The 13,566-nt window shown below is 75.5% G+C and carries 13 protein-coding genes; 4 read left to right on the forward strand and 9 right to left on the reverse strand.

The window, feature by feature from the left end; translation table 11 throughout:
- Window positions 1-18: 18 nt before the first annotated feature.
- The 4 genes from LY71_RS16455 to LY71_RS16470 form a co-directional block, all read right to left on the reverse strand.
- The gene (locus tag LY71_RS16455; protein WP_106279597.1) at window positions 19-1,011 is read right to left on the reverse strand and encodes an acyl-CoA dehydrogenase family protein; all 993 of its coding nucleotides are present in this window, start codon (window positions 1,009-1,011) and stop codon (window positions 19-21) included.
- Entirely contained in the window at window positions 1,012-2,517 is a 1,506-nt protein-coding gene (dop, locus tag LY71_RS16460; protein WP_106279599.1) for a depupylase/deamidase Dop, read from the reverse strand.
- Window positions 2,518-2,585: 68 nt separating this feature from the next.
- Window positions 2,586-4,310, reverse strand: a complete 1,725-nt coding sequence (gene arc, locus LY71_RS16465) for a proteasome ATPase (RefSeq protein ID WP_245887955.1) — start codon at window positions 4,308-4,310, stop codon at window positions 2,586-2,588.
- 176 nt (window positions 4,311-4,486) lie between these two features.
- A complete protein-coding gene (locus LY71_RS16470; RefSeq protein WP_281261617.1) occupies window positions 4,487-5,410 on the reverse strand; it encodes a tRNA (adenine-N1)-methyltransferase in 924 nt (307 codons plus the stop codon).
- An 87-nt stretch (window positions 5,411-5,497) separates the two neighbouring features.
- Between LY71_RS16470 and LY71_RS16475 the strand changes: the two genes are divergently transcribed.
- Together LY71_RS16475 and LY71_RS16480 are read left to right on the forward strand one after the other, a co-directional pair.
- A complete protein-coding gene (locus LY71_RS16475) occupies window positions 5,498-6,421 on the forward strand; it encodes a RecB family exonuclease (protein ID WP_106279603.1) in 924 nt (307 codons plus the stop codon).
- A gap of 188 nt (window positions 6,422-6,609) precedes the next feature.
- Window positions 6,610-7,788 carry an amidohydrolase family protein gene (locus tag LY71_RS16480; protein WP_106279605.1) on the forward strand — a complete coding sequence of 393 codons (1,179 nt, stop codon included), beginning with the start codon at window positions 6,610-6,612 and terminating at the stop codon, window positions 7,786-7,788.
- A 3-nt stretch (window positions 7,789-7,791) separates the two neighbouring features.
- Here the strand turns inward: LY71_RS16480 and LY71_RS16485 are convergent, their stop codons facing one another.
- The 3 genes from LY71_RS16485 to LY71_RS16495 all read right to left on the reverse strand — a co-directional run bounded on the left by LY71_RS16485 (window position 7,792) and on the right by LY71_RS16495 (window position 9,397).
- A complete protein-coding gene (locus LY71_RS16485; protein ID WP_106279608.1) occupies window positions 7,792-8,493 on the reverse strand; it encodes an HAD family hydrolase in 702 nt (233 codons plus the stop codon).
- A gap of 280 nt (window positions 8,494-8,773) precedes the next feature.
- The gene (locus LY71_RS16490; RefSeq protein ID WP_106279610.1) at window positions 8,774-9,106 is read right to left on the reverse strand and encodes a hypothetical protein; all 333 of its coding nucleotides are present in this window, start codon (window positions 9,104-9,106) and stop codon (window positions 8,774-8,776) included.
- Between the two features lie 81 nt (window positions 9,107-9,187).
- A complete protein-coding gene (locus LY71_RS16495) occupies window positions 9,188-9,397 on the reverse strand; it encodes a dodecin (protein ID WP_106279612.1) in 210 nt (69 codons plus the stop codon).
- Between the two features lie 49 nt (window positions 9,398-9,446).
- Here LY71_RS16495 and LY71_RS16500 point away from each other — a divergent pair, with 49 nt between their 5' ends.
- On the forward strand, window positions 9,447-9,878 hold the full coding sequence (locus tag LY71_RS16500; RefSeq protein ID WP_106279614.1) for a hypothetical protein: 432 nt from the start codon (window positions 9,447-9,449) through the stop codon (window positions 9,876-9,878).
- Between the two features lie 64 nt (window positions 9,879-9,942).
- On the opposite strand, the gene LY71_RS16505 is transcribed toward LY71_RS16500, so the two are convergent.
- A complete protein-coding gene (locus tag LY71_RS16505) occupies window positions 9,943-11,397 on the reverse strand; it encodes a sugar porter family MFS transporter (protein WP_106279615.1) in 1,455 nt (484 codons plus the stop codon).
- Between the two features lie 325 nt (window positions 11,398-11,722).
- Here LY71_RS16505 and LY71_RS16510 point away from each other — a divergent pair, with 325 nt between their 5' ends.
- Window positions 11,723-12,895, forward strand: a complete 1,173-nt coding sequence (locus LY71_RS16510; protein WP_170121397.1) for an FUSC family protein — start codon at window positions 11,723-11,725, stop codon at window positions 12,893-12,895.
- Window positions 12,896-13,023: 128 nt separating this feature from the next.
- Here LY71_RS16510 and LY71_RS16515 read toward each other — a convergent pair whose 3' ends face one another.
- Window positions 13,024-13,416, reverse strand: a complete 393-nt coding sequence (locus LY71_RS16515) for a tautomerase family protein (protein WP_106279747.1) — start codon at window positions 13,414-13,416, stop codon at window positions 13,024-13,026.
- Window positions 13,417-13,566 lie beyond the last annotated feature (150 nt).

The following is a 13,566-nucleotide window of genomic DNA, read 5'->3' on the forward strand; positions in this document are numbered from 1 at the left end:
GCCGGCGCGGGGTCGGGGTCAGCGCCGGGGCGGCGCGGCGCCGAGGCGGTCGAGCAGCGCCGCCCGGATCGCCGGGCGGGTGCCGAACACGAGCAGGAACAGCGCCTCCCGCAGCGTGCGCTCGGCGTCGCTGCCCGAGCGCACGGCGCCGCTGCCGGTGGCCACCGCGAGCGCCCCGGCCGCCCGGTGCGCGAGCGCGGCGGCCTCGGCCCGGGCGGCGGGCAGCTCGTCGGGGCCCGCGGCGTCCAGGCGGGCCCGCGCGGCGGCCAGCTCGCCGTCCAGCGGCGAGTTCCCGACCAGCCGGGCGCAGCGGCGCACCAGGCCCAGGGCCAGCGAGCCGTTCACCCGCAGCGTCGCCGCGTCCGACGCCAGCACCTCGGCGAACGGGCGGCGCCGCACCAGGCGGTCGGCCGGCACCCGGTGACCGGTCAGCCGCAGCTCCACCGTCGCGCTGGCCTGCACGGCCACCAGCGGCTGCGCCTGGACCGCCAGCGTGGGCCCCTCGGCCGCGTCGACCAGCACGAAGGCCACGTCCGCGCCGTCGCGGGCGGCGACGAGCAGCACGTCGACCGCCCCCCAGCCGGTCACCCAGGGCACCGCGCCGTCGAGCACCAGGTCGTCGCCGTCGGCCCGCACCGTCATCGCCGGCGGCCCCGGCCGGGTCGCCGCCTGCAGCGCCACCCCGGCCCGCCGCCGCCCGGCGCACAGGTCGGCCAGCAGCGCCGGGTGCGTGCCCGCGGCGGCCAGCCGGGCCACCACGCCCAGGTGCTGCAGCCAGACGAACGTCGTCGCCAGGTCGCCGGCGGCGAGCTCCTCGACGACGCCGGCGACGGTGACCGCGTCGGCGCCCAGCCCACCGGCCGAGCGCGGTCCGGTCAGCCCGTAGAGCCCCGCGCCGGCCAGCGCGTCGAGGTGCCCGCGCGGCACGGCCCCGGCCGCCTCCACCGCGGCGGCCGCGGGCGCGAGCAGGTCCTCGGCGAGCCGTCGCGCCGTGGCGACGGGGTCGGCCACTCAGCCGCCGGTGATCGTGTCGACCAGCTCCTGCGCCGTCGACGTCGACTCGAACAGCAGCCCGACGTGCTCGCGGGTGCCGCGCAGCGGCTCCATCGTCGGGATCCGCACCAGGTTCTCCCGGCCCAGGTCGAACACCACCGAGTCCCAGGACGCCGCGGCCACCTGCGCGGGGAAGCGCCGCAGGCACTCGCCGCGGAAGAAGGCGCGGGTGTCGGCCGGCGGGCTGACCACGGCGCGGGCGACCTCCTCGTCGGTGAGCAGCCGCCGCATCGAGCCGCGGGCCACGAGCCGGTGGTAGAGCCCCTTCTCGGGGCGCACGTCGGAGTACTGCAGGTCGACCAGCTGCAGCCGCGAGTCGCCCCACTCCAGCCCGTCGCGGGAGCGGTAGCCCTCGAGCAGCCGCAGCTTGGCCGGCCAGTCCAGCCGGTCGGCCAGCCGCATCGGGTCGGCGGCGAGGTCGTCGAGCACCTCGGCCCAGCGGCGCAGCACGTCGGCGGTCTGCTCGTCGGCCTCGCCGCCCCGGTCGACGAACCGCTCCGCCTGGTCGAGGTAGGCGCGCTGCACGTCGAGCGCGGTCATCCGGCGGCCGTCGCGCAGCCGCACGACGTGGGTGAGCGAGGGGTCGTGGCTGACGGCCTGCAGCGCGGCGACCGGCTCCTCGATCGCGAGGTCCTCGGTCAGCGCCCGGGCCTCGATCATCGCCAGCACCAGCGACGTCGTCCCGACCTTGAGGTAGGTGGACAGTTCCGCGAGGTTGGCGTCGCCGATGATCACGTGCAGCCGGCGGTACTCGTCGGGGTTGGCGTGCGGCTCGTCGCGGGTGTTGATGATCGGCCGCTTGAGCGTGGTCTCCAGGCCCACCTCGACCTCGAAGAAGTCGGCGCGCGAGGAGATCTGGAAGCCCTTGGTGCGGCCCTCGGTGCCGATGCCGACGCGGCCGGCGCCGGCGAAGACCTGCCGGGTGACGAAGAACGGGACGAGCCCGCGGATGATGTCGATGAACGGCGTGCGCCGGTCCATCAGGTAGTTCTCGTGCGCGCCGTAGCTGGCGCCTTTGCCGTCGGTGTTGTTCTTGTACAGCTGGATGGGCTGCGTGCCGGGGATCCGGGCGGCCCGCCGGGCGGCCTCGGCCATGACGCGCTCCCCGGCCTTGTCCCAGAGCACGACGTCGCGCGGGTTGGTGACCTCCGGCGTCGAGTACTCGGGGTGGGCGTGGTCGACGTAGAGCCGCGCGCCGTTGGTGAGGATGACGTTGGCCATCCCCGAGTCCTCGTCGAGGTCGGTGTGGTCGAGCGCCTGCGCCGGGGAGAGGTCGAACCCGCGGGCGTCGCGCAGCGGCGACTCCTCCTCGAAGTCCCAGCGGGGACGGCGCCGGGTCGGGGCGTCGGCCACCGCCCAGGCGTTCACCACCTGGCTGGAGAGGGTGGTCGGGTTGGCCGTGGGCTGCCCGGGCACCGAGATGCCGTACTCGACCTCGGTCCCCATCACCCGCCGAACGCTCATGCGACCGAGACTAGGCGGCGCGCCGGACGCCGCCCGGGCACCCCGCGCAGGGGTGCCCGGGCGGGGCCTCAGAGGTACTGGCCGGTGTTGGTGGCCGTGTCGATGGCCCGGCCGGACTCGTTGCCCTTGCCGCTGATGAGCGTGCGGATGTAGACGATCCGCTCGCCCTTCTTGCCCGAGATCCGCGCCCAGTCGTCGGGGTTGGTCGTGTTGGGCAGGTCCTCGTTCTCCTTGAACTCGTCGACGCAGGCCTGCATCAGGTGGCCGACCCGCAGGCCCGCCGTCCCCGTCTCGAGGTTCTCCTTGATGGCCATCTTCTTGGCGCGGTCGACGATGTTCTGCAGCATCGCGCCGGAGTTGAAGTCCTTGAAGTACAGGACCTCCTTGTCACCGTTGGCGTAGGTGACCTCGAGGAAGCGGTTCTCCTCGCTCTCGGTGTACATCCGCTCGACGGTGCGCTGGATCATCCCCTGGATGGTCGCCTCGGCGCTGCCGCCGTTCTCGGCGAGGTCGTCGGCGTGGATGGGCAGCGTCGGCGTCAGGTACTTGCTGAAGATGTCCCGCGCGGCCTCGGCGTCCGGCCGCTCGATCTTGATCTTCACGTCGAGCCGGCCCGGCCGCAGGATCGCCGGGTCGATCATGTCCTCCCGGTTGGAGGCGCCGATGACGATGACGTTCTCCAGGCCCTCGACGCCGTCGATCTCGCTGAGCAGCTGCGGCACGATCGTGGACTCGACGTCGGAGGACACGCCCGACCCGCGGGTGCGGAAGATCGAGTCCATCTCGTCGAAGAACACGATGACCGGCGTGCCCTCGCTGGCCTTCTCCCGGGCGCGCTGGAACACCAGCCGGATGTGCCGCTCGGTCTCGCCGACGTACTTGTTGAGCAGCTCGGGGCCCTTGATGTTGAGGAAGTAGGACTTCGCCTGACCCTCCCCCTTCACCGCGGAGACCTTCTTGGCCAGCGAGTTGGCCACGGCCTTGGCGATCAGCGTCTTGCCGCAGCCGGGCGGGCCGTAGAGCAGGATGCCCTTGGGCGGGCGCAGCTCGTACTCGCGGAACAGGTCGGCGTGCAGGAACGGCAGCTCCACGGCGTCGCGGATCTGCTCGATCTGCCGGGACAGCCCGCCGATGTCGGAGTAGTCGATGTCGGGGACCTCCTCCAGCACGAGCTCCTCGACCTCGCTCTTGGGGATCCGCTCGTACACGTAGCCCGACCGCGTCTCCAGCAGCAGCGAGTCGCCCACCCGCAGCGGCTGGTCGGTGAGCGAGTCGGCCAGGAAGACCACCCGCTCCTCGTCGGTGTGGCCGATGACCAGCGCCCGCGCCGTGACGCCGTCGACCGGCTCGAGCAGCTCCTTGAGCATGACGACGTCGCCCTGCCGCTCGAAGCCGCGCGCCTCGACGACGTTCATCGCCTCGTTGAGCATGACCTCCTGGCCGGGGCGCAGCTGCTCGCCCTCGACGGCCGGGGACACCGACACCCGCAGCTTGCGGCCGCCGGTGAACACGTCGACCGTGCCGTCGTCGAACCGGGTCAGGAAGACGCCGTAGCCCGACGGCGGCTGCCCGAGCCGGTCGACCTCCTCCTTGAGCGTGACCAGCTGCTCGCGCGCGTCGCGCAGGGTGCCGGCCAGCTTGTCGTTGCGCTCGGAGAGGAAGGCCGCACGGCCCTCCGCCTCGGCGATCCGCTCCTCCAGGGCGCGCACCTGCCGGGGGCTGTCGGCCACCTTGCGACGCAGGAGACCGATCTCCTCCTCGAGGTAGGAGATCTGGGCGAGCAGCGCGGACACGTCTCGTTCACGCCGCGCCCGGAACTCGTCGGGACCACTTCCAAGGCCGGAGCCCATCGCGCACCTCCGGTGATCGGGGGGAGCCAGGAGGCAAATCTATACACGCGGAGCGACAGCCCGCCCGGGGCTCGCGAGGGCCGTGACGCGCTCGTCACGTTCCCCCGCTGGGGGTCCTCCTACTTCTGCGCGCGGCGCTGGCGGATCGGCGCGACGACGCCCTCGGCCAGCCGCCGGGCGGTCACCAGGAAGGCGGTGTGCGCCACCATCCGGTGCTCCGGGCGCACCGCCAGGCCCACGGCGTGCCACGGGCGCACCAGCGACTCCCAGGCGTAGGGCTCGGTCCACACGGCCTGCGCGCGCAGCGCCTCGACGTAGGTGGACAGCTGGGTGACGGTGGCGACGTAGCCGACGAGCACGCCGCCGGGGCGCAGCGCCGCGGCCACGGTGGGCAGCACGGCCCACGGCTCGAGCATGTCGAGCACCACGCGGTCGACGACCTCCTCGGCGGGGTGGTCGGCGAGGTCGCCGAGGCGCAGGTCCCAGGTGCCGGGGACGCCGCCGAAGAAGGCGCTCACGTTGCCGCGCGCGACGTCGGCGAAGTCCTCCCGCCGCTCGTAGCTGGTGACCCGGCCGTGCTCGCCGACGGCGCGCAGCAGCGAGCAGGTCAGCGCGCCGGACCCGGCGCCGGCCTCCAGCACGCGCATGCCCGGGCCGATGTCGCCGTTGCCGACGATCTGGGCGGCGTCCTTGGGGTAGATGACCTGCGCGCCGCGGGGCATGGACAGCACGAAGTCGGCCAGCAGGGGCCGCAACGCCAGGTAGCCGGTGTTGGCGGTGGAGTGCACGACCGAGCCCTCGGGGGCGCCGATGAGGTCGTCGTGGGCGATGGCGCCGCGGTGGGTGTGGAACTGCTTGCCGGGCGTGAGGACGACGGTGTGCAGCCGGCCCTTGGGGTCGGTGAGCTGCACCCGGTCGCCGGCGACGAACGCCCCCGGCACGGGCTCGACCGTCGTCGGCCGCTCCTCCCCCGCCGGCAGGGGCTCCGCGGCCGGCGCCGGCTCGGGCTGGGGTGCGTCGGTCGGCTCGGGCTGCGGGTCCACGGGCGGCCAGCCTAGGCGAGGGCGGTCCGCGGGCTCCCCGGCGCGGGTGCCGCGGAACTGTCGGTGGCCCGGCCTAGCCTCGGGTGCGTGACTGCAGTGTTCTCCTCCGACACCGCGGCCGACGGCGAGCAGGCGGCCGGGCCTGCTCCCGAGCGGGCGCCGCGGCGGCCGTCGCTGTCGCCGAGCCGCGCGGCGGACTTCAAGACCTGCCCGCTGCTCTACCGGTTCCGCACCATCGACCGGCTGCCGGAGAAGAAGAGCGCCGCCGCGGTGCGCGGCACCCTGGTGCACGCCGTCCTCGAGCGGCTCTACGACCTGCCCGCCGCCGAGCGCACCGTGGACGCCGCGCGCGGCCTCGTCGGCCCGGCGTGGGAGGAGCTGCGCACCGACCCGGAGGTCGCCGCGCTGTTCACCGCCGGCGACGAGGGCGCCGAGCCGCCGTCGCTGGAGACCTGGCTGGCCTCGGCGGGCAAGCTGGTGGAGACCTACTTCACGCTGGAGGACCCCACCCGCATCCAGCCCGAGGGCCGCGAGGAGCTGGTCGAGGTCACGCTGCCCGACGGGCTGCTGCTGCGCGGGTACGTCGACCGGCTCGACGTCGCCCGCAACGGCGCGCTGCGGGTGGTCGACTACAAGACCGGCTCGATGCCGCGGGAGGCGTTCGAGTCCAAGGCGCTGTTCCAGATGAAGTTCTACGCGCTGGTGCTGTGGCGCACCCGCGGCGTGGTGGCCAGCCAGCTCAAGCTCATCTACCTCGGCGACGGCGACGCGCTGACCTACGCCCCCGACGAGGGGGAGCTGGTGCGCTTCGAGCGCACGCTGCTGGCCATCTGGGCGGCGATCGAGCGGGCGGTGTCCACCGGCGACTTCCGGCCCAACCGCAGCCGGCTGTGCGACTGGTGCGACCACCAGGCGCTGTGCCCCTCCTTCGGCGGCACTCCCCCGCCGTTCCCCGCCGCGGCGGCCGCCGCGGCCGGCTGGCCGACGCTGCCCGTCGTCGAGCGCGACTGACCCGCCCGTCCGGGCCGCCGCCTGCTCCTCCTGCCCGAGGTGACCGTGGCCCGGCGCACCGGGAGTTGGGGATAACGGTCGACGTCGCGAGTCGGTGCGCTGCACCGGAACGCGCAGGGTCCGGTCGACCGGCGGGCGGTGTGCGGCCTAGCGTCGGCCCGTCCGCCACCGCCCACGAGGGAGCCGGCATGCGGGGCTACCGTGCCGACCGCGCCTTCGACGGCGAGCGGGTGCTGCCCGGCGGGGCGCTGGTCCTGGTGGACGACGGCCGCATCGTCGGCGTCGAGCCGGCCGGCGCCGCGGTCCCCGACGGCGTCCCGGTCACCGCCCTGCCCGGAGCCACGCTGCTGCCCGGGCTGGTCGACACCCACGTGCACCTGTGCGGCGACAGCAGTCCCCGCGCGCTCGACCAGCTGCCCGAGCTCGGTCCCGAGCGGGTCGACACCATCGTCGCCTCCGCGCTGCACCAGCACCTGGCCGCCGGGGTCACCGCGGTGCGCGACCTGGGCGACCACCGGTGGGCGGTCGTGGAGCGGGCGCCGCGCACCGGGCCGACGGTCGTCGCCGCCGGGCCGCCGATCACCTCCCCCCGCGGGCACTGCTGGTCGATGGGCGGGGAGGCCGCCGGCGTGCCCGCGCTGCGGGTGGCGGTGCGCGAGCGGGCCGGGCGCGGCGCCGGCGTGGTCAAGGTCATGGCCAGCGGCGGCGCGATGACCGCGGGCACCGACCTGGCGGCCTGCCAGTTCACCCCCGCCGAGGTGCGCGCCGTGGTGGAGGAGGCGCACCGGCTGGGCCTGCCGGTGACCGTGCACGCGCACGCGCTGGCCGCCGTCCGGCAGGCCCTCGACGCGGGCGCCGACGGGATCGAGCACTGCTCGGGCCTGACCGCCACGGGCTGGGGCGTCCCGCCGGCGCTGGCCGGGCGGCTGGCCCGCGCGGGCACCGTCGTCTGCCCCACCCTCGGCCTGGCGCCGGGCGTGCGGCCCCCGCCGCGGGTCCAGGAGCTCATCGACCGGCTGGGCATGACCGAGGCGGCCCGTGCCCGGGAGGCCGCCCGGTTGCACGCCGCCGGGGTGGCCGTCGTCAGCGGCGTCGACAGCGGGATCAGCCCCGGCAAGCCGCACGGCGTGCTCCCCCACGCGGTCGCCTCCCTGGTCGCCGGCGGCGTGCCGCCGGCCGAGGCGCTGGCCTCGGCGACCGGCCGCGCCGCCCGCGCGTGCGGCCTCGGCGGGCGCACCGGGCGGCTGGCGCCGGGGCTGGACGCCGACCTGCTGCTGGTCGACGGCGACCCGGCGGTCGACGTCACCGCCCTGCAGCGGGTCCGCCTCGTGGTCTCCCGCGGCCGGGAGGTCCTACCGGGGAGCTGAGGCTCAGCGGCAGCTGGCGGCGGGCTCCCGGGCGGCGAGGACGCCGGCGAGGTCGGCGAGGCCGACGCCGGCGAGGGTGTCGCGCAGCACCAGCCCGGGCGCGGGGGCCAGCGGCTGCAGCGACGGCACCCCCAGCACCGCGGCACCGGCGGCCAGGCCCGCGCTCACCCCGACGGCGGAGTCCTCGACGACCACGCAGCGGGACGGATCGACGCCGAGCGCCGCCGCGGCCTGCAGGTAGGGCGAGGGGTCGGGCTTGCGGGCGGACACCTCGTCGCCGCAGACGGTCAGGTCGAAGGGCGGGACGCCGGGGAAGGCGCGCTCGACCCGGGCGAGCACGAGGTCGGCGAGGCGCCGCGGCGTCGTCGTCACCAGGGCGGTGGGCACGGCGGCGGCGCGCACCTCGGCGATGAGCTCGCGCGCGCCGGGCCGCCAGCGCACGTCGGTGGCCAGGAGCCCGGCGACGGTGTCCTCGACCCAGGCGGCGTCGTCCTGCCAGCGGTCCTCGCGGTCGAGGCCGAGGTCGGCGTGCAGCACCCGCATCGAGGAGCGCATCGAGGTGCCCACGGTGGCCTCGCGGGCGGCCGGGCTGAGCTCACCGCCCAGCCGGCGGGCGAGGGCGGCCAGCGCCGTCCCCCAGTGCTCCTCGGTCTCGACGAGGGTGCCGTCCATGTCGAACAGGACTGCTGCGGGGCGGTTCGGCATCGGGGCTGCGGTCTTCCTCGGCGGCTCGGCTCCCGGGCGCACGACGGGCACGCACCGGAGCGGTCTCGGACAGGGCTCGACCACCGCCGCTCGCGTCGCGGACCGGTCGTCGGGCCCGCCGGGGGCGCACCGGAGGCCGGTGGTCTCCGGTCCCAGTGTCCCAGCCGTCGCGAGACGGCGACGAGCGAGCCTCCTCACGCACGGCCGGTGCCGGACGAGCCGACGCGGCGGGCCTCCGTGCCCGGGCGGGCGAGTGACCACGGCCGGGACGCGGGGGCGCTCAGAGCTGGAGGACCTCCGCCGCGAGGAGGTAGGCCGCGGTCGCACCCGCGGGGTCGTGCAGGTCCCCGGGCTCGCGCGCCGTCGCCCGGGACCGGGCGCGGATCGCGGCGCCGGGATCGGCGGTGACGAGGTCGGCGCACAACCCCGCGACGACGGCACGGGCGTCGTGGTCGTCGAGGCCGTCGAGGGCGAGGCCGTCGTCGAGCAGGGTGGCCACCTCGCGGAACACCTCACGGACCGTCTCGGGGTCCACGTCGGGCCGCGCCCGGGCGACCTCCTCGGCGGTCACCAGGAACCGGTCGAACGGTGGCCTCGCGGCGCTGGGCGGCACACCCGCAGTCTGGTCGCGCACCCGCCCCCGGACGAGCGGTTTCCGGCGGACGGCCGACGCCGTCCCCGCCCGGGACCGGCCTCAGTCCTCCACGCGGAAGCCGACCTTGAGCGTGACCTGGAAGTAGGCGACGTCGCCGTCGGCGACCTGGCCGCGGACCTCCTGGACCTCGAACCACTCCAGGTGGCGGACCGTCTCGGCCGCCTTGCGGACGGCGGTGCGGATGGCGTCGTCCACGCTGGTCGGGCTGCTGCCCACGACCTCGCTGAGCCGGTACACGTGGTTGCTCACTGGGGGCTCCTCTCGGGCCGGGGACCACCGGCGGCCCTAGCATCGGGCGGTGCCCGACCGCTCGCACGCCCAGGTCGTCCTCGGCCAGCAGCTCTACCCCGTCCTGGAGCAGTGCCGCAAGCCCGAGGTGCTCTGGGCCAAGCTCGCCACCGGCAACTACGACTGGCTCGGCGTCCGGCGCAACGGCAGGTACGTGCTGGGCCGGCCGCGGTTGTCCGCCGTCGTCCCGGAGGAGCCCGGCCCGCCGCCGGACGACGGGCGGGAGCCGCACCGCATCGAGTCGCTGGCGCCGCTGCAGCGGGTGCCGCGGTGGGAGGCCTACCCGACGGCCGAGGAGGCCCGCGACACCTTCGGCCGCCTGGTGCAGGGCGACCCGATCACCCCGCTGCGCACCTCCGGGGTGTGGCGGGCGCGGCTGGTCGTCGACGGCCGGCCGGTCGAGGAGCGGCTGGTCGTGCGGCCGCTGCCGCGGCTGCTCTGACGCAGGACGCGGCGGTGCCCGCCACCGCGGTCTGCGGGGTGGCGGGCACCGTCGGGCGGGGTGGTCAGCCTCCGTGGACGCCGACCGGGGCCTCGCGGACCTCGGCCGGGGAGTGGGCGCGGAAGTCGTCCTCGAGCTCCTCGAGCGAGCGGCCCCGGGTCTCCGGCGCGAACTTCTTGACGAAGGTGAGCGAGCCGACGTTCACCAGCGCGAACAGGCCGAAGGTCAGGGTCGCGCCGAGGGTCGCCACCAGCGGCGGGAAGGCGAAGGAGATGGCCGCGTTCACCGTCCACAGCACGAAGACGGCGATGCCCATGGCGAACCCGCGGATGGTCATCGGGAAGATCTCCGACAGCAGCAGCCACACCAGCGTGCCGATGAACGTCTGCACGAAGAAGACGACGAACAGCATCGCGGCGAGGATGAGGTAGCTGCGGAAGCCCGACTCCGGCAGCAGGAACGACAGCGCCAGCACCGCGTGCCCGGCGGCGACACCGGTGAACCCGGTGAGCAGCAGCGGCCGCCGGTTGATCCGCCCGATGAGGACGATGCCGAGGATGGTGCCGATGATGCCGACGACGCCGACGGTGATGGTCAGGACCAGCGACGCGCTGGCCCCGAGGCCGGTGGACTCGAGGATGGTCGGCGCGTAGTAGTTCACCGTGTTGATGCCGGTGGCCTGCTGCACCGTGGCCAGCCCGCAGCCGATCCAGAGGATCCGGCGCATCCACGGGAAGGCCCGCAGGTCACGCATCGCCGCGCCCTTGTCCTCGTTGACGTCGCGCTGGGCGTGCTGGGCGATGACGTTGTACTCCTCGGCGGCCTCGGCCGGGTCGCGGCTGAGGCTCAGCACCCGCCGGGTGTCCTCCAGCCGGCCGCGCACGGCGTACCAGCGCGGCGAGTCGGGCAGGAAGAACATGCCGATGAACAGGGCGACCGCGGGCACGGTGGCCACCGCGAGCATCCAGCGCCACACGTGCGGGTCCTTGATGAGGGCGTCGAGCAGGGCGTTCATCGCGAAGGCGAGGAACTGGCCGGTGACGATCATCAGCTCGTTGATCGTGACCATCCGGCCGCGCCGGTCGGCGGGGGCCATCTCGGCGAGGTACAGCGGGCAGGTGGCCGCCGCGGCGCCGACGCCGAAGCCCAGCAGGATCCGGCCGCCGGTCATGACGCCGACGTTGGGGGCCACCGCGCAGATCAGCGCACCGACCAGGAACAGCCCGGCGCACACGAGCAGGCTGCCCTTGCGGCCGAGGGCGTCGGCCAGCTTGCCGCCGAGCAGCGCGCCGAAGGCCGCGCCGGGGAACAGCAGGGAGCTGACGACGACGGCCTCGGTGAACGTGGTGAGGGCGAGGTCCTCCTTCATGTAGAGGAGGGCACCGGAGATGACCCCGGTGTCGTAGCCGAACAGCAGGCCTCCGAGCGTGGAGATCACCGTCAGCTTGACGAGGAACCGGTTGTGCGCCGGCGAGCGCTGGACGCCGGTGGACGTCCGGGAGGACGAGTGGATCGACATGGGCCGCTCTTTCGGGTGGAGGGCGTCATGGCCCCGGGTGGGAGGAACGGGCGGGTCGTGCGGTGCGGTGCGCGGGGTCGGCCGGCGCGGTGGCGGGGTCGCGGCCGCGGGGCCGGCCGCACGGGGCGCGCCGGCGGAAGACCGCCCGCGGCCGGCGGGCCGGGGTGCGACGGGTGGGTGGTGCGCAGGGGACGGCGCGGGCGCGCACCGGTCGGCGAGCCGGGTGCCGGCGCGGGCCGGGGTCGCGGAGGATGAGCGGGTGGCTCCCTGGCGCCGGAGCGGGCGAGGGTCCGTCCGCGGACTCGTCGCGGGCGCCGTGCACCTGGTGCGCCGACGCGGCCGGACCGCGGCGTTCCGGGCGCTGCGGCTGACCGGGGCGACGGTGGCCGCCTTCGTCGTCGCCCAGCTCGCCGGGCTGCACGACCCCCCGCCGCTGATCGCCGCGCTCACCGCGCTGCTCGTGGTGCAGGCGACGCTCACCAGCACGCTGGTCAACGGGGTGCAGCGGGTGCTCAGCGTGGTCGCCGGCGTCGCGCTGGCAGTGGGGTTCGTCGCCGTCGTGGGGCTCACCTGGTGGAGCCTCGGGGCGCTGGTCGCGGCCGCGATCGTCGTCGGCCAGCTGCTGCGGCTGGGACCGCACCTGGTCGAGGTGCCGATCAGCGCGATGCTGGTGCTCGGCGTCGGCGCCTCCGGGGCGGAGGCCGTCGGGAGCGACCGGGTGCTGGAGACGCTGCTGGGCGCGGCGGTCGGGATGCTGGTCAACGTGCTGTTCCCGCCGGCGGTGCAGACCCGGTACGCGGTCCGCTCGGTCGAGCGGTTCGCCGGGGAGATCGCCGGGCTGCTCGACGGCGCCGCGGGCACGCTGCTCGCCGGCCCGGTGACCCCGGAGCAGTCCGCGCGCTGGCTGCAGGACGCCCGCCGGCTCAACCGGCACGTGCCCCGCCTGGACCGGGCGCTCGCCCACGCCGAGGAGAGCCGCCGGCTCAACGTGCGCGCGCTGCGCTCGCCGTGGGCCACCACCACCGGGGTGCGGGCCGGGCTGGACGCGCTGGAGTACACCTCGGTCTCGCTGCGGACGCTGTTCCGCGCCGTCGACGACGCCACCCGCGAGCGCACCGGCGTCCGCGACGACGCCGAGTACGCCGACACCGTCCGGCGCACCACGGCCAGCCTGCTCGAGCGCATGGGCACCGTCGTCCGCGAGTTCGGCCGGGTGCTGACGGCGGGGCCCGGGGACGCCCGGCCCGCCGCCGAGGAGCGGCTGGCGTCGTCCCTGACGGCGCTGGCCAGCGGCCGGGCGCTCGTCGCCGACCTGCTCATCGGCGACCCGCGCAGCCGCACGGGGCTGTGGGAGCTCAACTCCGCCCTGCTCACCACCGTCGACCGCATGCTCGACGAGCTGGGCCCGGGACCCGGCGACGTCGCCGCGGCGCTGCCGGTCTCCCGCGCCGCGCTGCTCACCGCGCACCGGCTGCGGCTGGGCCGCCGCCCGTCCTGAGGCCGGCGGCCCCGCGGCGGGGCGGCCGGCGAGGACCGGGTGTCGTGCGGACACGTCGTTCCTCCTCGGGAGTCGGGGGCGGATGCGAGGAGCGCCGGGGTCAGGGGCGCCGGCTCAGGGGGCGGGGGTCAGAGGTCGCCGTCGAGGAACTGGGCCCGGCCCAGCCCGAAGGACCAGTCGGCCCGGGTGTTGCCGACGACGGAGACGACGAGGTCGCCCGGGGCCAGCCCGGTGACCTCGCCGAGGCGGCGGCACAGGCCGGCGTAGAGCGCCCGCTTCTGCTCGTCGGAGCGCCCCTGCTGGACGACCTGGAGCACGACCAGGTCGTCGGTGCGCTCGATGCCCAGCCCGGTGTCCTCGCAGATGAGCTGCCCGGGCCGGTGCTCGGTGAGCACCTGGTAGCGGTCCCGGGGCGGCGCGGCGAAGACGTCGAGCAGGACCTCCTGGACGGTGTCGGCGAGCAGGCGGAGCTGCTCGGGGCTGCGCCGTCCCTCGACGACGTCGATGCGGACCAGGGGCACGGGGGCCTCCCTCGACGTGGGGTCGGCCGGCGTGACGCCGGCCACACGCTGAGGGACTATGTCAGGACATTAGGACTTTGCATAGACCCGATCGGCAGATCCCGCGCGCAGCGCAGCCCGACACGCCGCGGGCGGACGCAGGACGAGGGG

This window comes from Geodermatophilus tzadiensis (assembly GCF_003002915.1).
Taxonomy (GTDB): Bacteria; Actinomycetota; Actinomycetes; order Mycobacteriales; family Geodermatophilaceae; genus Geodermatophilus; species Geodermatophilus tzadiensis.